The 19376-nt window shown below is 73.2% G+C and carries 22 protein-coding genes; 14 read left to right on the top strand and 8 right to left on the bottom strand.

Annotated elements, in window-relative coordinates; translation table 11 throughout:
• Window positions 1–23: 23 nt before the first annotated feature.
• The 4 genes from NFU81_RS34385 to NFU81_RS34370 all read right to left on the bottom strand — a co-directional run bounded on the left by NFU81_RS34385 (window position 24) and on the right by NFU81_RS34370 (window position 2069).
• Window positions 24–845, bottom strand: coding sequence for a PhzF family phenazine biosynthesis protein (locus NFU81_RS34385; RefSeq protein ID WP_251499149.1), 822 nt, complete (start codon window positions 843–845; stop codon window positions 24–26).
• 79 nt (window positions 846–924) lie between these two features.
• A complete protein-coding gene (locus tag NFU81_RS34380) occupies window positions 925–1116 on the bottom strand; it encodes a DUF1059 domain-containing protein (protein WP_251499147.1) in 192 nt (63 codons plus the stop codon).
• A 108-nt stretch (window positions 1117–1224) separates the two neighbouring features.
• Window positions 1225–1638: a VOC family protein gene (locus tag NFU81_RS34375; protein ID WP_251499145.1), complete on the bottom strand. Its 414-nt coding sequence runs from the start codon at window positions 1636–1638 to the stop codon at window positions 1225–1227.
• A 5-nt stretch (window positions 1639–1643) separates the two neighbouring features.
• Entirely contained in the window at window positions 1644–2069 is a 426-nt protein-coding gene (locus NFU81_RS34370; RefSeq protein ID WP_251499143.1) for a helix-turn-helix transcriptional regulator, read from the bottom strand.
• Between the two features lie 176 nt (window positions 2070–2245).
• On the opposite strand from NFU81_RS34370, the gene NFU81_RS34365 reads away from it, so the two are divergent.
• Complete coding sequence (locus tag NFU81_RS34365) at window positions 2246–2854, top strand: PadR family transcriptional regulator (RefSeq protein WP_251499141.1); 609 nt, start codon at window positions 2246–2248, stop codon at window positions 2852–2854.
• A 59-nt stretch (window positions 2855–2913) separates the two neighbouring features.
• Here NFU81_RS34365 and NFU81_RS34360 read toward each other — a convergent pair whose 3' ends face one another.
• Complete coding sequence (locus NFU81_RS34360; RefSeq protein ID WP_251499139.1) at window positions 2914–3939, bottom strand: LacI family DNA-binding transcriptional regulator; 1026 nt, start codon at window positions 3937–3939, stop codon at window positions 2914–2916.
• 246 nt (window positions 3940–4185) lie between these two features.
• Between NFU81_RS34360 and NFU81_RS34355 the strand changes: the two genes are divergently transcribed.
• The 5 genes from NFU81_RS34355 (at window position 4186) to NFU81_RS34335 (ending at window position 10364) form a co-directional block, all read left to right on the top strand.
• Window positions 4186–6444: a glycoside hydrolase family 3 N-terminal domain-containing protein gene (locus NFU81_RS34355; protein ID WP_251499137.1), complete on the top strand. Its 2259-nt coding sequence runs from the start codon at window positions 4186–4188 to the stop codon at window positions 6442–6444.
• A gap of 147 nt (window positions 6445–6591) precedes the next feature.
• The gene (locus NFU81_RS34350) at window positions 6592–7302 is read left to right on the top strand and encodes a pyridoxine/pyridoxamine 5'-phosphate oxidase (RefSeq protein ID WP_251499135.1); all 711 of its coding nucleotides are present in this window, start codon (window positions 6592–6594) and stop codon (window positions 7300–7302) included.
• Between the two features lie 100 nt (window positions 7303–7402).
• Window positions 7403–7945, top strand: coding sequence for a Clp protease N-terminal domain-containing protein (locus NFU81_RS34345; protein ID WP_251499132.1), 543 nt, complete (start codon window positions 7403–7405; stop codon window positions 7943–7945).
• Between the two features lie 160 nt (window positions 7946–8105).
• Window positions 8106–9065, top strand: a complete 960-nt coding sequence (locus NFU81_RS34340; RefSeq protein ID WP_251499130.1) for an EamA family transporter — start codon at window positions 8106–8108, stop codon at window positions 9063–9065.
• Window positions 9066–9308: 243 nt separating this feature from the next.
• Window positions 9309–10364: a DMT family transporter gene (locus NFU81_RS34335; RefSeq protein ID WP_251499127.1), complete on the top strand. Its 1056-nt coding sequence runs from the start codon at window positions 9309–9311 to the stop codon at window positions 10362–10364.
• Here the strand turns inward: NFU81_RS34335 and NFU81_RS34330 are convergent.
• Complete coding sequence (locus NFU81_RS34330; protein ID WP_251499124.1) at window positions 10273–10947, bottom strand: pyridoxamine 5'-phosphate oxidase family protein; 675 nt, start codon at window positions 10945–10947, stop codon at window positions 10273–10275. The two genes, NFU81_RS34335 and NFU81_RS34330, sit on opposite strands and share 92 nt — an antisense overlap.
• 35 nt (window positions 10948–10982) lie before the next feature.
• Between NFU81_RS34330 and NFU81_RS34325 the strand changes: the two genes are divergently transcribed.
• Window positions 10983–12314 (top strand): aminotransferase class I/II-fold pyridoxal phosphate-dependent enzyme, encoded by a 1332-nt coding sequence (locus NFU81_RS34325; RefSeq protein WP_251499122.1) that lies wholly within the window; start codon window positions 10983–10985, stop codon window positions 12312–12314.
• Here the strand turns inward: NFU81_RS34325 and NFU81_RS34320 are convergent.
• A complete protein-coding gene (locus tag NFU81_RS34320) occupies window positions 12305–13321 on the bottom strand; it encodes a DMT family transporter (RefSeq protein WP_251499119.1) in 1017 nt (338 codons plus the stop codon). The genes NFU81_RS34325 and NFU81_RS34320 overlap by 10 nt on opposite strands.
• Before the next feature lie 72 nt (window positions 13322–13393).
• Between NFU81_RS34320 and NFU81_RS34315 the strand changes: the two genes are divergently transcribed.
• Window positions 13394–14296 carry a LysR family transcriptional regulator gene (locus NFU81_RS34315; RefSeq protein ID WP_251499117.1) on the top strand — a complete coding sequence of 301 codons (903 nt, stop codon included), beginning with the start codon at window positions 13394–13396 and terminating at the stop codon, window positions 14294–14296.
• Window positions 14297–14320: 24 nt separating this feature from the next.
• Here the strand turns inward: NFU81_RS34315 and NFU81_RS34310 are convergent, their stop codons facing one another.
• On the bottom strand, window positions 14321–14827 hold the full coding sequence (locus tag NFU81_RS34310; RefSeq protein ID WP_251499113.1) for a Rieske (2Fe-2S) protein: 507 nt from the start codon (window positions 14825–14827) through the stop codon (window positions 14321–14323).
• Between the two features lie 195 nt (window positions 14828–15022).
• On the opposite strand from NFU81_RS34310, the gene NFU81_RS34305 reads away from it, so the two are divergent.
• The 6 genes from NFU81_RS34305 (at window position 15023) to NFU81_RS34280 (ending at window position 19291) form a co-directional block, all read left to right on the top strand.
• Complete coding sequence (locus NFU81_RS34305) at window positions 15023–15841, top strand: HipA family kinase (RefSeq protein ID WP_251499110.1); 819 nt, start codon at window positions 15023–15025, stop codon at window positions 15839–15841.
• Window positions 15841–16224 carry a DUF3037 domain-containing protein gene (locus NFU81_RS34300; protein ID WP_251499107.1) on the top strand — a complete coding sequence of 128 codons (384 nt, stop codon included), beginning with the start codon at window positions 15841–15843 and terminating at the stop codon, window positions 16222–16224. The genes NFU81_RS34305 and NFU81_RS34300 overlap by 1 nt, the downstream gene beginning before the upstream one ends.
• A gap of 172 nt (window positions 16225–16396) precedes the next feature.
• Entirely contained in the window at window positions 16397–17158 is a 762-nt protein-coding gene (gene fabG, locus NFU81_RS34295) for a 3-oxoacyl-ACP reductase FabG (protein WP_251499104.1), read from the top strand.
• 20 nt (window positions 17159–17178) lie between these two features.
• Entirely contained in the window at window positions 17179–17955 is a 777-nt protein-coding gene (locus tag NFU81_RS34290; RefSeq protein WP_251499101.1) for an SDR family oxidoreductase, read from the top strand.
• Between the two features lie 139 nt (window positions 17956–18094).
• Window positions 18095–18775 (top strand): uracil-DNA glycosylase, encoded by a 681-nt coding sequence (gene ung, locus NFU81_RS34285; protein WP_251499185.1) that lies wholly within the window; start codon window positions 18095–18097, stop codon window positions 18773–18775.
• Between the two features lie 9 nt (window positions 18776–18784).
• Entirely contained in the window at window positions 18785–19291 is a 507-nt protein-coding gene (locus tag NFU81_RS34280) for a hypothetical protein (RefSeq protein ID WP_251499098.1), read from the top strand.
• The last annotated feature ends 85 nt before the right edge of the window (window positions 19292–19376 follow it).

Here is a 19376-nt window from a genome sequence, read left to right as displayed (position 1 = left end):
CGACGGGACCTTGCGGACCCGCCCTACGGCACCGCGTGCAGCTCGCCGTCGATCACCGTCACCGCGGAGCCGGTCAGCCGTACCCGGTCGCCGTCCAGCCGGGTGCGGACCAGGCCGCCGCGGGCCGAGGCCTGCCACCCGGTCAGCTGCTCCCGGCCCAGCCGGGCGGACCAGAACGGCGCCAGCGCGGTGTGCGCGCTGCCGGTGACAGGGTCCTCGTCGATGCCGACCGCGGGGAAGAAGCCGCGGGAGACGAAGTCGTAGCCCGCGGCCGGGTCGGCCGCGGCAGCCGTCGCGATCACCCCGCGCCGGGACAGCCGGGCGAGCGCGGCGAAGTCGGGGGCCAGGGCGCGTACCGCTGCCTCGTCGGCGACCTCGACCAGCAGGTCGCCGCAGTCCGGTCCGGTGTCGAGCACGGTCAGCGGTGCCGCGCCCAGCGCCTCGGCGAGGCCGTCGGGCAGTTCCGCGGGCGTGAGCGGTGCGGCGGGGAAGTCCAGGGTGATGGTGCCGTCGCCGTTCGCGTCGGCGGTCAGCACGCCCGCCCTGGTGCGGAAGGCGATCAGGCCTGCGGCCGCGCCCGTCGTCCGCAGCACGTGCGCGGTGGCCAGCGTGGCGTGGCCGCACAGCCCGACCTCGGTGGTCGGGGTGAACCAGCGCAGCGCCCACCCGGCGTCCGGCGCACCGGTCAGCGGGTGGGCGAACGCGGTTTCCGACAAGTTGACCTCGCCGGCGACCTGCTGGAGCCAGTCGTCGGTGGGAAAGGCGTCGGAATCCAGCAGCAGCACCCCGGCGGGATTCCCGGCGAAGGGGCGGTCGGCGAACGCGTCGACGATACGGATACGCATGGCGTGAGCGTAGGGGACCGCGCGCCGGGCGACCCGGCACACGGCCGAGAACGCGGGGCTGCTGCTGCCGGGTAAGGGGTCAGGCGTGCTGCGGGATCTCGTCCTTCAGCGTGGAGCGGACCTGCTGGCGCAGCTCGGCGCTGTCGGTGTGCCCGTGCACGGAGCAGGCGTGCTCGCTCGCGGCACGCACGACCTCGTTCTCCTCACCGGAAATGGTGAGGGTGCAGTTCGTCTCGCTGGGGAATTCCCTGCAGTCGGCGACCTTGCGCATGGCGCATCTCCTCCTTCTGCTCCCTTCCAAGTCTAGGCCGGTGCGTCGGGACGGGCGTGCTCCCGCCGCACGAAAGCCCGGCGGTCCGGGAGCGGGGCCCGCGGTCGGTCAGCGCTTGGCCTGGTTGAACCGCACCTCGTTGCCCGCCGGGTCGCGGAAGGAGCAGTCGCGCACGCCGTACGGCTGGTCGGTCGGCTCCTGGACGACGTCGGCGCCGGCCGCCTGCACGCGGTCGAAGGTCTGGTCGACGTCGTCGGTCCAGAACACCACACGTGCGTAGACGCCCTTGGCCATCAGGTCGGCCACCGCGCTGCGGTCGTCGGGCGACATGTTCGGGTTGGCGGCCGGCGGTTCGAGGATGATGTCGACCTCGGGCTGCGAGGGGGAGCCGACGGTGACCCAGCGCATGTCGCCGTAGCCGACGTCGTTGCGGATTTCGAGGCCGAGCACGTCGCGGTAGAACTCGACGGCCTTGTCGTGGTCGTCGACGGCCAGGAAGGTGTGTGAGAGCTTGATGTCCATGCAGGTCACGCTAGGGCAGGACCCGCGCCCCTGGCTTCTTTGTTTTTGACCGGCCTGGTGACCATCTTCGCGACGCAGGCCGGCAGGGCGGACAGCTCGGCGTGGTTGCGCGCGCGGTAGGCGCTCGGCGTCTCGCCGACCAGCTCGGTGAAGCGCGAACTGAACGACCCCAGCGACGAGCAGCCCACCGCCATGCAGACGTCGGTCACCGACATGTCGCCCCGGCGCAGCAGGGCCTTCGCCCGCTCGATCCTGCGGGTCATGAGATATGCGTACGGCGTCTCGCCGAAGGCCGCACGGAAACTCCGCGAGAAGTGCCCGGGCGACATCACCGCCTCACGCGCGAGCGCCGACACGTCGAGCGGCCGGGCGTAGTCGCGGTCCATCCGGTCGCGGGCTCGCCGCAGCCTCACCAGATCCGACCTGTCCATGCGGCCAAGTATGCCGGAGCCCTCTGACAGAGCCGCCTTCACGCAGCCGCCTTCACGCAGCCGCCTTCAAGGCCGCCGGGGGACCGGCGTGCGCAGCCCTCACCTGGATGCTTGCCAGCCGAACAGTTCCGATATATCGTTGAGCCATCGCGAACGATCACGATAGGAGAACCGTTATGCACGGACATGCACATGGACACGAGCGCGGCCCCTTCGGTCCCGGCCGGCACGGCTGGGGCGAGCACGAGGGGGGCAGGGCCGCCTTCGGCCCCTTCGGACCGCCCTTCGGCGGCGGCCCGTTCGGGCCCGGCGGCCGAGGACGCGGGGGACCGCGCGGCCGGGCGAGGCGAGGTGATGTGCGGGCGTCGATCCTGGCCCTGCTCAAGGACCGGCCGATGCACGGCTACGAGATGATCCAGGAGATCGCCGAACGCAGCGGCGGCGCGTGGAAGCCGAGCCCCGGCTCGGTCTACCCGACGCTGCAGCTCCTGGAGGACGAGGGCCTGATCAGCAGCGCGAGCGAGGGCGGCAAGAAGCTGTTCACGCTCACGGAGGCCGGCGCCCAGGAGGCCGAGGCCGGCCCCGAGGCACCCTGGGAGGACGCCGACCGCGGCGTCGACTGGGACGCCATGAACGAGATAAGGAAGGCGGGCGGCGGCCTCGTCGAGGCCTTCCGCCAGGTCTGGGCGACCGGCACCCCCGAGCAGCGCGAGAAGGCGCTGACGGTGGTGAACGACGCCCGCAAGAGGCTCTACCTGATCCTGGCCGACGAGGAGCGGGACTGAGCCACCCGGCGGTTCACCAGCACGCGAGCCGCCGCAACGCATCGGGCCGGCCCGGGGGGTCACACCCCGGGCCGGCTCGATCCGCGTATCAGCAGCCGGGTCGGGATGATCCGCGGCTGCGCCTGTACGGTGTCCACCGCCGTCGCGTCGATCAGCCCGCGCAGCGCCTCCACCGCCGCCACCCCGAGCCCCCGCTGGTCCTGGGCGACCGTGCTCAGCGCCGGCCGTACCAGCGCCGCCGCGTCGATGTCGTCGAAGCCGACCACCGCCAGGTCGCGGGGCACCGCCAGGCCGGCGTCCGCCGCCGCGTGGATGGCGCCGATCGCCATCTGGTCGCCCGCCGCGAAGATCGCGGTCGGCCGGTCCGGGATCGCCAGCAGCCGCTTGCCCGCGGCCTCCCCGCTTGCCAGGAAGAAGTCCCCCTCGGTCACGTACTCGGGCGGCACGCTCAGCCCGAGCCGGGTGCAGGCCCGCAGGTAGCCCGCCAGCCGCTCGGCTGCCGGCGGCAGGTGCAGCGGCCCGGTGACGGTCGCGATCCTGCGGTGGCCCAGCTCGTAGAGGTGCTGCACGGCGGCCTCCGCGCCCGCCGCGTTGTCGGAGCTGACCCGGACCGTACGCGGCCCGGTGAAGGCGGTGTCGATGCCCGCACAGGGCACCGTGGAGTCCGCGAGCACCCGCAGGCAGCGGTCGTCGGGCGGGGTGGTCAGCACGATCACCCCCTCCAGGTTGTGCCGCTGCACCGCCTGCAGATGGGCGCCGTCCTGGTCCTCGGCGCTCGGCGTGGTCAGCAGCATCAGGTGGTAGTCCGCGTCCGACAGCGCGGTGCGCACCGCGCTCAGCAGGCCGAGCAGGAAGGGGTTGTGCTGGCCCAGGGCCTCCTGGCCGCTGTCCCACACCAGGCCGATGGTGTCGGAACGGCGGCGCACCAGGGTGCGGGCGGGCTCGTTGGGTGCGTACCCCAACTCGCTCGCCAGCCGCCGGATCTTGGCCCGGGTGGCCTCGCTCACCTCGGCCCGGTCGTTCAGCGCCCGGGAGACGGTGGCGGTCGACACACCGCTGCGGCGGGCGAGTTCACGGATGTTCACGGCATACCCGTTCTGCGCGAGTGGACCTGGGGACAGGATGGCGACGAGATGACGACGGTATGAGGGCGGGATGAGAGCGGTGTGAGGACGCGGAAAAAGCTTCCTGCGCACAGTCTTGACGATCAGTCGGGGCAAGGACAGACTTCCCGCCGATCGGAAACGTTTACGGCAATCGGCCCCGGTCCGCCGGGGACCCCCAACAGGAACGGGACGCCTGCGATGCCAACGAACGCTCGACGACTACGCATGAGAAGCCTCCTGACACTCGCCACCGCGGCCGCCTGCGTCGCAGCCGTGGCATCCGTGCCGGCGCAGGCCGGCGACAACCCGAGCTACACCAACCCCAAGGCCCCGATCGACGTCCGGGTCAAGGACCTCCTCAAGCGCATGACGCTGGAGGAGAAGATCGGGCAGATGGACCAGATCTCGGTCGTCCGCATGCAGGGCGACTGCGAGTGGAGCGGCGGCGCCTTCACCGAATCCTGCCTGAAGTCCGTGCTGGTCGACAATGCCGCGGGCTCGGTGCTCTCCGGCGGCGGCGCGGGCCCGACCGCCAACACGCCCGCCAACTGGGCGACCATGGTCAACACCGTGCAGAAGTACGCGATCGACAACTCGCGCCTGCACATCCCGATCATCTACGGCGTCGACGCCGTCCACGGCCACAACAACGTGCTGGGCGCCACGATCTTCCCGCAGGAGATCGGCCTGGGCTCCACCTGGAACCCCGAACTGGTCGAGGCCGCCGGCGCGTCCACCGCCAGGGCGGTCTCCGCCACCGGCATCGACTGGAACTTCGCACCGGTCGCCGACATCGCCCGCGACCAGCGCTGGGGCCGCTACTACGAGACCTACGGTGAGGACCCGCTGCTGTCCGGCACCCTGGCGTCCGCCGCGGTCTCCGGCATCCAGGGCGCGGACGGCGCCAAGGACGTCGCGGCCACCGTCAAGCACTTCGGCGGCTACGGCGAACCCGGCAACGGGCACGACCGCGTACCCGGCGACGTCTCGCTGCGCTACCTGCAGGACACCCTGCTCCCCTCGTACAAGCAGGCGGTGGACGCCGGAGCCATGTCGGTGATGGTCAACTCAGGTGCCGTCAACGGCATTCCGGCGACCTCGTCGCACTACCTGCTGACCGACGTTCTGCGCGGCCAGTGGGGCTTCCAGGGCGTCGAGGTCAGCGACTGGCAGGACGTCCGCGCCCTGCAGACGACCTACCACATCGCCGCCGACTACCCCGAGGCCATCGCCAAGGCCGTCAACGCCGGCCTGGACATGGCGATGGAGCCTTACGACGCGCAGGGCTGGAGCGACGGGCTCAGGACCGCCGTCCAGCGCGGCCTGGTCTCCGTCAACCGGATCGACCAGTCCGTCAGCCGCATCCTGACCATGAAGTTCAAGCTGGGCCTGTTCGAACACCCCTACGTCGACGCCTCGAAGGCCGACTCCCGGGTGATCGGCGCGGACACCGCACTGGCCCGGCAGGCCGCCGACGAGTCCCAGGTGCTGCTGCGCAACGAGGGCAATGTGCTGCCGATCGCGTCCTCGGCGAAGAAGATCGTGGTCGCCGGCTCCTACGCCGACGACATCAACGACCAGGCGGGCGGCTGGACCGTCGGCTGGCAGGGCGTGCCGGACGGCGTGCAGCTGCCCGGCACCACCGTGCTGCAGGGCATCAAGGAGGCGGCCCCCTCGGGGACGTCCGTGGTCCGTGCGACCTCGGCGGACGACGCCGTGGCGAAGGCGCAGGACGCCGACCTGACCGTCGTCGTGGTCGGCGAGAAGGCCGCCGCCGAGGGCGCGGCGGACTCCCCGCGGCCCGAGCTGTCCGCCGACCAGCAGGCACTGGTCAAGGCGCTCAAGGCGACCGGCAAGCCGGTGGTCACCGTGGTGGTCGCAGGCCGCCCGCTGGTGCTCGGCGACGCCGACGGCACCCAGGGCCTGCTGATGGCCTGGCTGCCCGGCAGCGAGGGCGGCCACGCGGTCGCCGACGTGCTCTTCGGCAAGGTCGACCCCAGTGGCCGGCTGAGCGCGTCCTGGCCCAAGGACGTCGGCAACGAGCCGCTGTACTACCAGCAGCTCCCCGGCACCAACGGCGGACCCGAGTCGACCTACGACGCGGCCTACCGCTTCGGCGCCGGACTGTCCTACACCAGCTACGCCTTCAACTCGATCACGGCGGGCTCGCCCACCGCCCGCACCCGCGACACCATCAGCCTCAAGGTCGGCGTCGCCAACACCGGTGATCGCGCGGGCGACCTGGTCGTGCCGGTCTACGTGTCCCAGCCGACCAGCGACGTGCTCGCACCGCCCACCAAGCTGGTCGCCTTCACCAAGGTGCACCTGGCGGCCGGCCAGAGCACGACGGTGACGGTCAAGGTGCCGCCGAACCGGCTGGCGGTCACCCCCGGCGACATCGACGGCTCGGGCAGGCAGCAGGTGGCCCGCGGCGCCTACGTCTTCACCGCCGGCACCCAGACCACCACGGTGACTGTGCGCTGACCGGCCGGGCGGCTCGCCCCGGCGGCCGCACATAGTGCCACGGCCGGCCGCGGCCGGGGATCATCCCCGGCCACGGCCGGTCGAAACCCGTGTGCGGGGCGCGGCGGTACCGGCAAAACTTGGCGTACGCAGCCGGAGCCGCAACCCGTGGGAGGACATGTGCAGGCCGAGGACGACGACACCGCCGCCGCGGATCGCGCCCTGATGGAGAGGGTCTGGGCGGCGCCGGTCCTCGCCGGGGAACTGCCGCCGTTCGACCCGGACACCGCCCCCGCCCGGCCGGGGCTGCTCTTCGCCGGCTGGCTCGGCAGGGCCCTCGGCGACGGGGTACCCGAGCCGCACATCGTGACGCTGAGCACCGCAGCGGCCGACGGCACGCCCAGCGCCCGGGTGGTGATGCTGCGCGGTGTCGACTCCGCGGACTGCGCCGTCGTCTTCGCCGGGGACCGGCTCAGCGTCAAGGGGCGGGACCTCTCGGCGCGGCCCGTCGCCGCCCTGACCTGGTACTGGCCCGCGTACGGCCGGCAGATCCGGATGGCGGGACCGGTGGACCTGCTTGGCGCCGAGGCCACCCGGCAGGACTTCCTGGCCCGCTCCCCCCTCTCCCGCGCCGCCGCCTTCACCGGCCGGATCAGCACACCGCTGAGCGGGCAGGAGGAGTACGACCGCGAGCGCCGCGCCGCGCAGGCCCTGGTGGCCGCCGAACCCGAGCGGGTGCCTCCCACCCACGCCGTATACCGGCTGCGTGCCGCGGAGGCGGAGTTCTTCCAGGCCCGCCCGGACCGCTCGCACGCCCGGCTGCGCTACACCCGCGACGGCGACGGCGACGGCTGGTCCCGCATTTTGCTGTGGCCATGACTCATCCCCACGGAGGAGGCGCCCGGTGGCCGCCCCCCTCCGCGGGTTGACGCGGAATGCCCCCTTGAGCCGATGCGGCACGCCAGGGCAACCTGCTGCAATGGATGGCGTGTACAGCGACCACGGGCAGCCGCTCGACCCGGCCCACCCGGCGGACGACGCCCACCTCACCGCGGAGGTGCGCGCCGTCGCCGCGAGCGCGCGGCGGCGGGCGGTCAGGGACGGGGACTCCCAGGCCGACACCGCCCACCTACTGCACTCCCTTTTGGAGAACGACCCCGACGCCCGCGCCGCCTGCGACGCTTCGGCGGGCAGCAGCGCCCGGGTGCTCGGCTATCTGGTGCAGCGCAGCATCGGCTACGGGCTGCGCTGGCGCGGCTGGGTGGAGGACTCCGGGGCGCTGCCCGTCCTCACGGTGACGGTGCCGGGCTGGAGCCCGGCCGCCGCGGCGGCCTTCCGCACCGCGGTCGAGCTGGCCGGGCAGCGTGGCGGTGCGCAGGCCGACGGCATCGACCTGCTGCAGGCGCTGGCCGCCGACCCCGACTGCCGGGCGGCCGACGTGCTGCGGTCAGCCGGCCTCGACCCGGACGGCCTGCACGACGGCCCGGGTCCGCTGCCCGGTCCGCGCGATGCGGGCAACTAGGGCGAACGGCGAACGGCAAACGGCAAACGGCGAACGGCGAACGGCGAACGGCGAACGGCGAACGGCGACCGGGCAAACGGCAACCGGCAACCGGATGTGGGCGGCGGATGTCAGTAATTAAAGGGATGACGGTCCTGTCGACTGCTGCCATGATGACCTGATGCACGTATCAGGGGCCAGGAACACAGGACTTGGGCTCGCCCTGCTGTCGGCCTTCGCCTTCGGCGGCTCGGGCGTCGCCGCGAAGCCGCTCATCGACCTCGGGTTCGACCCGCTCCAGGTGGTGTGGATGCGGGTGGCCGGCGCCGCGCTCATCCTGCTGCCCGTCGCGCTGCGCTCCCGTGCGCTGCCCAGGCAGCGGCCCGCCCTGGTCGCCGGCTTCGGGCTGCTGGCCATCACCGGCTGCCAGGCGCTCTACTTCGTGGCCATCGCGCGCATCCCGGTCGGCATCGCCATCCTGGTCGAATTCCTCGGCCCCGCCCTGCTGCTGGGCTGGATCCGCTTCGTCCAGCGCCGCCCCGTCACCCGGGCGGCCGCGCTCGGCGTCGTCCTGGCCCTGGCCGGTATGACCTGCGTCGTCGAGGTCTGGTCGGGCCTCGCCTTCGACGCGCTCGGACTGCTCTACGCCTTCGGGGCCGCGTGCTGCCAGGTCGCGTACTTCGTGCTCGCCGACCACGGCACCGCGGCGGACGACGCGCCCGAGCCGATCACCGTCATCGCGCACGGTCTCGCCGTCGGCGCGGTCGTCCTCACCGCCGTCGCCCACCCCTGGACCATGGACTGGTCCGCGCTCGGCCACCAGGCCGCGCTGGGCGACCGGGACGTACCGGCCGTGCTGCTGGTCGGCTGGATCGTGCTGGTGTCGACCGTCGTCGCCTACCTCACCGGGGTGCTGGCGGTCCGCACGCTCAGCCCGCAGGTCGCGGGCGTCGTCGCCGGGCTCGAAGCGGTGGTCGCCACGGTGCTCGCATGGGTCCTGCTGGCGGAACACCTCGGCTCCGCCCAGGTGGTGGGCGGTGCGCTCGTCCTGGCCGGCGCGCTCGTCGCCCAGACCGCCGCCGCCCCCTCCCACCCGGCTGCGCCGGACGCCCTCCCCGCGCCCGAGCCCACGCCGGTCTGACCCGCTCCACGGACCTGGTGGGGCGGAAGCCGGGAGCCATAGGGTGGGGGGATGCATTCCACCGTGCTTCCCCCTCCCGCTGCCTGACGCAGGCAGCGCCTCGGCCCAGGGCCGATTGACGACGTAGACGCGGACCGGGTCCGCCGGCGGAGCCACATGCCGGGGACGACCGGGACGGTCGGTGCTGCCCGCGCACAGCGATGAGCGAACCGACCGAACCCCCTTCCTCCACGGGAGAACTCCGTGTCCTTCAGGCATGCCCCGGCCACCCGGGGCCTGATCTATGTCGTCGTCGCAGCAACCGGCTGGGGCACCGCCGGCGCGGTGGCGGCAGCACTGTACGGGCGCAGCGGCCTCGGCCCGCTGTCCCTCACCTTCTGGCGGGCCGCAGGCGGCTTCGCGCTGCTGCTCGCGGTCCGGCTGCTGCGCCCGCGCCCCGCCCAGCGCCGGGACGTGGTGCGGCCGCGGAAGCGGGGTGCGGCAGCCTGCCGTGTCCTGGCCACCGGTCTCGGCCTCACCGTCTTCCAGGCCGCCTACTTCTGCGCGGTCCGCTCGACCGGGCTCGCCGTGGCCACCGTCGTGACGCTCGGCTCGGGTCCCGTGCTGATCGCCCTGGCCGCCCGGCTCACCATGGGCGAACGGCTCGGCCGGGGCGGTGTCCTGGCCGTGGCGGGCGCGCTCGGCGGCCTGGCCGTCCTGGTGCTGGGCGGCGACCCGGTCGGCGCAGGCGGCACCGTCCGCCCGGCAGGCGTCGGCCTCGCCGTCCTTTCGGCGGCCGGCTACGCCGCGATCACGCTGCTGACCCGCTGGTGGGGACGGCAGGGAGTGGCAGGCGCCCCGTTCGACACCTCGATGTGGGCGTTCGGGATCTGCGCTGCCCTGCTGCTCCCGGCCGCCTGGGCCGAAGGGCTGCTGCCGCACGCGGACGACCTGGGCCGCACGCTGCTGCTGCTCGGCTACCTGGCGTCGGTGCCCACCGCGCTGGCCTACGGCCTGTATTTCGCCGGCGCGGCGGTGCTGCGCTCCGCGACGGTCTCGGTGGTCGCGCTGATCGAGCCGGTGTCGGCGACGGTGCTCGCCGTCGCGCTGCTCGGTGAGCGCCTCACCGCGGCCACCGTGCTGGGCACCGCGTGCCTGCTGGGCGCGGTCGGCCTGCTGGTCGCCGACGAGGCCCGCGGCATGCGGCGGCTGCCGCGGACGGCGGTGGTCAGCGCCGCCGCGGCGCCGGCGGCAGGTAGCCCGGCAGCGGCAGGTCCTGGCCCGGGATCACGGCCGGTTCGGGAGCCCCGTAGGAGGTGACGACCGGGACCACGCCCGACCAGTGGGGGAGCGTGAGGTCGTCGGGCTCCTCGCTGGGCGGGCCGGTGCGGGTCTTCGCCGACACCTCGTTCAGGTCGAGGCGTATCACGGCGGTCGACGCGAGCTCCTTCGCGTTCGGCCGCCGTGAGTCGGCGGAACGCCCGGGAACGGCCTGGTCGACGATCGCGTCCAGGGCGGCGGCCCGCTCCCGCGGGTCCAGCACCTGGTAGGCGGTGCCGTGCACCACCACCGAGCGGTAGTTGATCGAGTGGTGGAAGGCGGACTTGGCGAGCACCAGGCCGTCCACATGCGTCACCGTCAGGCACACCGCGAGCCCGTCGTCCGCGGCGTCCCGCAGCGGGCGCGACCCGGTGGACCCGTGGACGTACAGCCGCTCGCCGGTGCGGGCGTAGAGGGTGGGCAGCACCACGGGTGCGCCGTCCCTGATGAAGCCGAGGTGGCAGACGTAGCCCTCGTCGAGGATCGCGTGCACGGTCTCGCGGTCGTAGGCGGCGCGTTCCCTGGAGCGGGTGGGTGTGCTGCGGTCGGTGGCGGGATAGCCCGCGGGCGATGCGGTGGCCATAGCGCGATCCTTTGAACTAGTGCATAATCGAATTTGTGCTAGGAGAGTACCGAATCACCGGGCGGGGCGCATCGGGTATTGCCGCCGACATCGAGAGCGCGGTCGGCAGCGGTGCGCTGCGGCCGGGGACGTCGCTGCCGCCGCTGCGCGAACTGGCCGTGGAGCTGGACGTCAACCCGAACACGGTGGCGGCCGCCTACCGGCTGCTGCGCGACCGCGGGGTGATCGAGACCGCGGGCCGCCGCGGCAGCCGGGTGCGGGCCAGGCCGGCGACGGCGCCGCGGGAACAGATCAGGATCGCGGTCCCTCCCGGTGTGCGGGACATCTCCACCGGAAATCCCGACCCGGCGCTGCTGCCCCCGCTCGCCGAGGCGCTCGCCGCGGCCGCCGCCCGGCACGCGCGGACGCCCGCGGTCTACGGGGGGCCGCCGGTGGACGCGGAGTTGGGCCGACTGGCCCGTGCCGCGCTGGACGCGGACGGTGTGCCCGCAGGACCCGTCGGCCTCACCTCGGGCTCGCTCGACGCCATGGACCGGGTGCTCACCGCGCATCTGCGGCCGGGTGACGCGGTGGCCGTCGAGGACCCCGGCTGGGGGAGCGTGCTCGACCTCGTACCGGCGCTGGGGCTGCGGGTGGTGCCGGTGGCGGTGGACGACGAGGGCCCGGTGGCCGAGGAGGTCGCCCGCGCGCTGCGGTCCGGGGTCCGCGCCGTGGTGGTGACCGACCGCGGGCAGAATCCCACCGGCGCGGCCCTGTCGGCGGCCCGCGCGGCCGACCTGCGCGCGGTGCTCGCCGACCACCGCCAGGTGCTGGTGATCGACGACGACCACATCAGCGGCATCGCCGACCTGCCGCTGCACTGCCTGGCGGGCGTCACCGACCACTGGGCGCTGGTGCGTTCCGCCGCCAAGGCGTACGGGCCGGACCTGCGACTGGCGTTCTACACCGGCGACACCACGACCGTGGACCGCGTACGCGGCAGGCACCGGCTCGGCGCCGGCTGGGTCAGCCACCTGCTCCAGCACACCCTGGTCCACCTCTGGCAGACCGGTGCGGTCGACCCGGAAACGGTCGCCAGGTCGTACGGCGAGCGGCGCGAGGCGCTGGTACGGGCGCTGGCCGCCCGGGGTGTGGCGTCCCACGGGCGCAGCGGCATGAACGTCTGGGTCCCGGTCAGCGACGAGACCGGCGCGGTCGCAGGACTGCTCCAGCGCGGCTGGGCGGTCGCACCCGGCGCCCGCTTCCGGGCGCGCTCGGCGCCCGGTGTGCGGCTGACCGTCTCACCGCTCGCCCACGGCGACATCGAGCCGCTGGCCGACGCGGTCGCCGAGGTGCTGCACGGCCCGGCCGCCGGCCGTTACGGCTGAGCCTCGGGGGCAGGCCGCGGCTTCGGGCGGCGCTGGGTGAGCGCGGCACCGACCAGGATGACCACCGCTCCGACCGGTTCGTTCCAGTGCAGGGTCTCGCCGAGCAGGGTGACGCCGGCGGTGGTCGCCACGATGGGTATCAGATACGTCACCATCGCGCCGATCGTCGGCCCCTTCTCCGCGACCAGGCCGTACTGGATCAGGAACGCCACACCGGTGCCCAGGGCGCCCAGCGCCAGCACCGACAGGACCGACTTCGCGGGCCAGCTGTCCGGCATCGAGGTGAAGAAGGGCGTGACCACCAGCAGCTGCACCGTGCCCAGCAGCAACTGGCTCGCGGACACCGCCAGGTGCGAGCTGCCGGTGCTGGTGAGGGTGCGGCGCACATACGCCCAGCCGATCGCGTAGCTGACTGCGGCGGTCAGTGCCATCAGGGTGCCCTTCGGGTCCTGGCCCGAGAAGCCCTGCCAGGCGCCGAGCACCGTCAGCACCCCGATGAAGCCGAGGCCGACGCCCGCGAAGCGCTCCCTGGACGGCCGGTCCTCGGACAGCGCGACGAGCGAGACAAGCATCGAGAACAGCGGGGTGGCCGCGTTGCATATCCCGGCCAGCATCGACGGGATGGTCTGCTCGGCGGTCGCGAACAGCGTGAACGGCAGGGAGTTGAGCAGGAAGGCCGCGACCGTCAGATGCAGCCAGGTCCGCGGTGAGCGCGGCAGCCGCTCCCGCTTGACCGCGACCGCCGCGGCGAGCACCGCTGTGCCGAAGACCATCCGGCCCAGCGTCACCTGGAGTGGGGCGAAGGCCTCGTTGCCCACCTTCATGAACAGGAAGCTGAACCCCCAGATCAGACCGAGCACGGCGAAGCGGATCCGCCAGTCGACCGCGGACCGGCGCGCGGGTGCGGCCACGTCCCCAGGTGCGGCGGCAGGTGCAGCCGAAGGTGCGGCGGCGGGTGCGGGCGGGGGAGCGGCGACGGCGGATCGGCTCTCGGCAGGTGCGGTCATGCACTCACGATGACGGCTGGGACCTCGTAGAACAAGCGAGATTTCGTACACAGTCAGCGTAGTATTTCTTACATGTTGAGCCTGGAACGCCTCCGCATCCTGCACGCCATCGACACCTACGGCTCGGTGAGCGCCGCCGCCGACGTCCTCAGCGTGACCACGTCCGCGGTCTCGCAGCAGATGGCCAAGCTGGAGCGGGAGACCGGGCAGTCGCTGCTGGCCAAGAGCGGCCGCGGGGTCCGGCTCACCGACGCGGGACGGCTGCTGTCGGGGCACGCCGAGCGGATCCTGTCGCTCGTCGAGCTGGCGCACGCCGACCTGGAGGCGCACCGCGGGGCCGCGCTCGGCGACCTGATCGCCGGCGCCTTCCCCACCGCGGTGCGCGGGCTGTTCCCCGCCGCGCTCACCGAGCTGCGGCGCGAGCACCCGCAGCTGCGGACGATGGTGCACGAGCTGGAGCCGCACGACTCGCTCGCCCGCCTCAACCGCGGCGACATCGACCTCGCGGTCGTCCTCGACTGGTACAACAAGCCGCTGTCGCTGCCCGGCGGACTGGCCAAGGCGCCGCTCTTCGACGACATCGTGGACGTGGCGCTGCCGGCGGGACACCCGCTGGAGGACCGCGAGCAGATCGACCTCGACGAACTGGCGCAGGACTCCTGGATCGCCTGGCCGGACGGCGGCTTCTGCCACGAGTGGCTGCTGTTCACCTTGCGCGGCAAGGGGATAGAACCGCGGGTCGCGCACCACGCCGAGGAGCACGCGACCGTGCTGGCGCTGGTCGCCGCGGGGCTCGGTGTCGCCGTGATCCCGCGGCTGGGCCGCGATCCGATGCCGGGTGGCGTACGGGTGGTGCCCGTACGCCACACCATGCGGCGCCATGTCTACGCCGTGTGGCGCGAGGACGCCGACCGCCGCCCGGCGATCAGGGCGGCGGTGGACGCCCTCGGGACCGCGGCGCGCGACTACTGCTGACCGGGTGAGGACCGGCCTGCCGGGTCAGGCCAGCGTGACGCTGTCGCCCGAGACGGTGACCGACTGGGCGGGCAGCGGGCTGGTGGCGGGGCCGTGGGCCACGGAGCCGTCGGCGGCGTGGAACTTGCTGCCGTGGCAGTGGCAGTTGATCGTGCCGTCCGAGACGTCCGCGACGACGCAGCCCTGGTGGGTGCAGATCGCGGAGAAGGCCTTGAACTGGCCGGCCGTCGGCTGGGTGACGACCACCTTCTGGTCGGCGAAGACCTTCCCGCCGCCGACCGGGATGTCCGCGGTCTTGCCCAGCGGGGTGCCCCCGCCCGCACCGCCGGAGGCGTCGGAGGGCGACGCGGAGGAGGAGGCCGACGGCGTACCGGAGTCGGCTCCGAAGGAGGAGGAGGGCGCGTCCGCGGACGACCCCGAGTCCGAGTCGGACCCGCACGCGGTGAGTACGGCGGCGAGCCCGGCACCGCCCGCGGCCGCGAAGACCGTGCGGCGGGTCGGGGGCATGGAGGGTCCGGGGTTTTCGGCCATGAGCTGCATCCTGTCCGCTGGTGGGGCCGGGCGGCGGTGTCCTGGCCGCCCGCGGCGTGTGGCCACGCGTGTCCGTTCATACGGGCGGTCACCGTGATCCGTTCAACGACGCGCGGGGGAATTCCCCCGGGCGTCGCAGCAGCCACTCGGCCACCGGCCGTCAGCGGCCCGCCGGACCGCCGCTAACCTGGGGCAATGCTGAGAGACGTGACGGGCATCCGCTATGTGACGCCGCTGCGCGAGGGTGGCTCGGTGCCCGGTGTGGTCGAGGCCGACGACCTGGGCACGTACGTGGTGAAGTTCAGCGGCGCCGCCCAGGGCCGCAAGGCGCTGATCGCCGAGGTGATCGCCGGTGAACTGGGCCGCAGGCTCGGACTGCGGGTGCCGGAGCTGGTCCGCTTCGACTTCGACCCGATCATCGGCCTCGGCGAGCCGGACGAGGAGATCCAGGACCTGCTGCGGGCCAGCGGCGGCCTGAACCTGGGCATGGACTTCCTGCCGGGCTCCCTCGGCTTCGACCCGCTGGTCTTCGGCGTCGAGCCCGCGGAGGCGAGCCGCATCGTCTGGTTCGACGCGCTGATCGGCAACGTCGACAGGTCGTGGCGCAACCCCAACCTGCTGGTGTGGCACCGCAACGTCTGGCTGATCGACCACGGCGCCTCGCTGATCTGGCACCACAACTGGAAGACCGCGCAGACCGCGTCCGCGAAGGCCTACGACGCCTCCGACCACGCCCTGTCCCGCTTCTCGCCGCAGCCGGCCGCCGCCGCGGCGGAACTGGCGCCGCTGGTGACCGCCGACCTGCTCGCCGAGGTCACCGCGCTGGTCCCCGACGAGTGGCTGGCCGACGAGCCGGGCTTCGACACGCCCGACGACGTACGCCGGGCGTACGCGGAACTGCTGGCCGCCCGGGCGGCGGACGTCCACGAACGGATCACGCTCGCCCCGGTGCAGCGTGACCGGCAGCCGCCGCCGGAGTGGCTGCGTACCTGGGTCGAGGGGAAGAACGCCTGATGGGCGGGCGGGACGTGTTCGAGTACGCGCTGGTGCGCGTGGTGCCGCGGATCGAGCGCGGCGAGATGATCAACGCCGGGGTGCTGGTCTACTGCCGGGCCGCCGCCTTCGTCGGCGCGCGGGTGCACCTGGACGAGGCCCGGCTGCGCTGCCTCGACCCCGAAGTGGACGTGGCCGGCGTGCGGGCCGCACTGCGCGGCTACCAGGAGATCTGCACCGGCGGTGAGGACGCGGGCCAGGCGGGCGGCGACGACCCCGGGCGGCGCTTCCGCTGGCTGACCGCGCCGCGCAGCACCATCGTGCAGCCCGGCCCGATCCACACCGGGCTGACCGCGGACCCGCGGGCCGAGGTGGACCGGCTGCTCGACCTGCTGGTCCGCTGACCCCGCGCGGCGCTCCCGCACTCCCGGCCGTCCGGTGCGCTGAAGCACATCGCCCGTGGTGGCGTTGACACTGGGTCACTGTCCTCCTACGGTTTCGGCAACGGGACCTACTAAGCGGTCGCTCATGCGTCGAGAACGCGGCGCGGCCGCACCACAGGGCTGAGGAGAACAGATGTCCAGCACCGAGCAGCGCGTCGCGATCGTCACCGGCGCCGCCCGCGGAATCGGCGCCGCCACCGCGGTGCGGCTGGCCGAGCAGGGCCGCGCCGTCGCCGTACTCGACCTCGACGAGAGCGCCTGCAAGGACACCGTCGAGACCATCACCGCGGCCGGCGGCCGGGCCGTCGCGGTGGGCGCCGACGTGTCGGACGAGGCGCAGGTCGAGGCCGCCGTCGCCAGGGTCGCCGCGGAACTGGGCAAGCCGACCGTCCTGGTCAACAACGCGGGGGTGCTCCGCGACAACCTGCTGTTCAAGATGAGCCCGGGCGACTGGGACACCGTCATGAACGTCCACCTGCGCGGCGCCTTCCTGATGACCCGCGCCGTCCAGAGCCACATGGTCGACGCGCACTTCGGCCGGGTGGTCAACCTCTCCTCGTCCTCCGCGCTGGGCAACCGCGGCCAGGCCAACTACGCCGCCGCCAAGGCCGGCCTGCAGGGCTTCACCAAGACCCTCGCCATCGAACTGGGCAAGTTCGGCGTCACCGCCAACGCCGTGGCACCCGGCTTCATCGTCACCGACATGACCGCCGCCACCGCCGCCCGGGTCGGCATGGACTTCGAGGACTTCCAGACCGCCGCAGCCACCCAGATCCCGGTCCAGCGGGTCGGCAGGCCCGCGGACGTCGCGGGCGCCATCGCCTTCTTCACGGGCGACGACGCCGGGTTCGTCTCGGGCCAGGTGCTGTACGTGGCCGGCGGCCCGCTCAACTGACCGGCCGGAGGCCCGACATCATGACCCAGCTCCCCAGCACCACCCCCGCCGCCGACACCGGCAGGGTCGCCCTGGTCACCGGCGCGAGCCGCGGCATCGGCTTCGGCATCGCGCAGGCCCTGGTCGCCCGCGGCGACCGGGTGTGCATCACCGGCCGCAACGAGGACGCCCTCAAGGAGGCCGTCGAGCGGCTCGGCCCCGACCGGGCGATCGGCGTCGCGGGCAAGGCCCACGACGAGGCCCACCAGGCGGTCGCCGTCGAACGCACCATGGAGGCCTTCGGCCGGGTCGACTACCTGGCCAACAACGCCGGCACCAACCCCGTCTACGGCCTGCTCGCCGACCTCGACCTCGGTGTGGCCCGCAAGGTCTACGAGACCAACGTGATCTCCGCGCTCGGCTTCGCCCAGCAGACGTGGAAGGCCTGGCAGAAGGACAACGGCGGCGCGATCTTGAACATCACCTCGATCGCCGGGCTCGCGCCCTCGCCCTTCATCGGCGCCTACGGCATCAGCAAGGCCGCGATGGTCAACCTGACCGTGCAACTGGCCGCCGAGATGGCGCCCGGCGTGCGGGTCAACTCCATCGCCCCCGCGGTGGTCAAGACGAAGTTCGCCGCCGCGCTCTACGAGGGCCGCGAGGAGGAGGCGGCGGCCGGCTACCCGCTCGGGCGGCTCGGCGTGCCCGAGGACATCGGCGGCGCCGCCGCCTTCCTGCTCGGCGACGAGGCCGGCTGGATCACCGGGCAGAACCTGGTGATCGACGGCGGGCTCTTCCTGCGCGCGGGCGGCGCCTGACCGCCGCTGCCGCGCGGCGCCCGCCCCCGGGACGGTCCCCGGTGGCGGGCGGTGGTCGCGATGCGGGCACTGTCAGTGCCTGCCGGTACGTTCTGACGCAGTAACGGATCGCGTACCGGAGGTTCCCGACGTGCCCAGCATGCTGCCCGACTCCTGGCAGAGCGTCCTCGGCGAGGAGTTGGACAAGCCCTACTTCAAGCAGCTCACCGAGTTCGTGGAGACCGAACGCAAGGAGCAGCGCGTCTTCCCGCCCCGCGAGGAGGTCTTCGCGGCGCTGGAGGCGACGCCCTTCGACCAGGTCAAGGTGCTGGTCCTGGGCCAGGACCCCTACCACGGCGAGGGCCAGGGCCACGGACTGTGCTTCTCCGTCCGCCCCGGGGTGCGGACCCCTCCGTCGCTGCGCAACATCTTCAAGGAGATGCGCGACGAGCTGGGCCACCCGGTGCCGGACAACGGCTACCTGCTGCCGTGGGCGCAGCAGGGGGTGCTGCTGCTCAACGCTGTGCTGACGGTCCGCGAGGCGGAGGCCAACTCGCACAAGGGCAAGGGCTGGGAGAAGTTCACCGACGCGGTGATCACCGCGGTCTCCGCGCGCACCGACCCTGCGGTCTTCGTTCTCTGGGGCAACTACGCCAAGAAGAAGCTGCCGCTGATCGACACCGCCCGGCACACCGTCATCCAGGGCGCGCACCCCTCGCCGCTGTCGGCGAAGCTCTTCCTCGGCAGCCGCCCCTTCACCCAGATCGACGCGGCGGTCCAGGCGCAGGGGCACGAGCCGATCGACTGGCGCATCCCCGATCTCGGGGTGCGCGCCGGTTAGCGTCATCGGATGCGAGGACATCAGGAGGCGCCGATGGGGGACCCGGCGGCCGCGGACGACGCCATGACGGGCAGGATCGGGCAGGTGGTGATGCTGCTGCACGCCGGGGACCGGGAGGAGGCGCGCAACCGCCTCACGGCGCTGTGGGCGGAGCTGGGCGAGCAGGGCGACCCCCTGCACCGCTGCACGGTCGCCCACTACCTGGCCGACACCCAGGACGACCCGGAGGACGAGCTGTCCTGGGACCTGCGGGCGCTGCGGGCCGCCGACACCGTGGCCGCCGAGCGGGCCGGCGACGATCGCAGGGCCGGCCAGGTGCGCGGCTTCTACCCGGCGCTGCACCTCAACCTGGCCGCGGCCTACGCGCGGGTCGGCGAGGACCGGCTGGCCCGCAGCCACCTCGGGCTGGCCCGCAGGGCCTGCAGCGACCTGTCGGAGGACGCGTACGGCGACGGGGTGCGGGCCGCGGTGGGCCGGCTGGAGCTGCGGTTGACCGGTTCGGGTCAGCTGCCGTAGGCCCGCGCGCAGATGGTGGCAGCGGCACTGCCCGCCGCCCAGCCGCCGTACGTGTTCCCCAGCGCGCAGACCCCGCGGGCCGGCC

Origin of the sequence: Actinacidiphila cocklensis (assembly GCF_907177275.1) — a bacterium.
In the GTDB taxonomy this organism is placed as follows: domain Bacteria; phylum Actinomycetota; class Actinomycetes; order Streptomycetales; family Streptomycetaceae; genus Actinacidiphila; species Actinacidiphila cocklensis.
Note: the sequence above shows the minus strand (reverse complement) of the source record. Positions and strands in the feature narration are given on the sequence as shown.

Coding starts and splice junctions, on each gene's coding strand:
- NFU81_RS34290 (WP_251499101.1), top strand. CDS start 17,179: ATGACCCAGCTCCCCAGCACCACCCCCGCCGCCGACACCGGCAGGGTC.
- NFU81_RS34355 (WP_251499137.1), top strand. CDS start 4,186: ATGAGAAGCCTCCTGACACTCGCCACCGCGGCCGCCTGCGTCGCAGCC.
- NFU81_RS34330 (WP_251499124.1), bottom strand. CDS start 10,947: ATGGCCACCGCATCGCCCGCGGGCTATCCCGCCACCGACCGCAGCACA.
- NFU81_RS34300 (WP_251499107.1), top strand. CDS start 15,841: ATGGGCGGGCGGGACGTGTTCGAGTACGCGCTGGTGCGCGTGGTGCCG.
- NFU81_RS34305 (WP_251499110.1), top strand. CDS start 15,023: ATGCTGAGAGACGTGACGGGCATCCGCTATGTGACGCCGCTGCGCGAG.
- NFU81_RS34315 (WP_251499117.1), top strand. CDS start 13,394: ATGTTGAGCCTGGAACGCCTCCGCATCCTGCACGCCATCGACACCTAC.
- ung (WP_251499185.1), top strand. CDS start 18,095: ATGCTGCCCGACTCCTGGCAGAGCGTCCTCGGCGAGGAGTTGGACAAG.
- NFU81_RS34310 (WP_251499113.1), bottom strand. CDS start 14,827: ATGGCCGAAAACCCCGGACCCTCCATGCCCCCGACCCGCCGCACGGTC.
- NFU81_RS34340 (WP_251499130.1), top strand. CDS start 8,106: ATGCACGTATCAGGGGCCAGGAACACAGGACTTGGGCTCGCCCTGCTG.
- NFU81_RS34320 (WP_251499119.1), bottom strand. CDS start 13,321: ATGACCGCACCTGCCGAGAGCCGATCCGCCGTCGCCGCTCCCCCGCCC.
- NFU81_RS34375 (WP_251499145.1), bottom strand. CDS start 1,638: ATGGACATCAAGCTCTCACACACCTTCCTGGCCGTCGACGACCACGAC.
- NFU81_RS34385 (WP_251499149.1), bottom strand. CDS start 845: ATGCGTATCCGTATCGTCGACGCGTTCGCCGACCGCCCCTTCGCCGGG.
- NFU81_RS34365 (WP_251499141.1), top strand. CDS start 2,246: ATGCACGGACATGCACATGGACACGAGCGCGGCCCCTTCGGTCCCGGC.
- fabG (WP_251499104.1), top strand. CDS start 16,397: ATGTCCAGCACCGAGCAGCGCGTCGCGATCGTCACCGGCGCCGCCCGC.
- NFU81_RS34380 (WP_251499147.1), bottom strand. CDS start 1,116: ATGCGCAAGGTCGCCGACTGCAGGGAATTCCCCAGCGAGACGAACTGC.
- NFU81_RS34345 (WP_251499132.1), top strand. CDS start 7,403: ATGGATGGCGTGTACAGCGACCACGGGCAGCCGCTCGACCCGGCCCAC.
- NFU81_RS34280 (WP_251499098.1), top strand. CDS start 18,785: ATGCGAGGACATCAGGAGGCGCCGATGGGGGACCCGGCGGCCGCGGAC.
- NFU81_RS34370 (WP_251499143.1), bottom strand. CDS start 2,069: ATGGACAGGTCGGATCTGGTGAGGCTGCGGCGAGCCCGCGACCGGATG.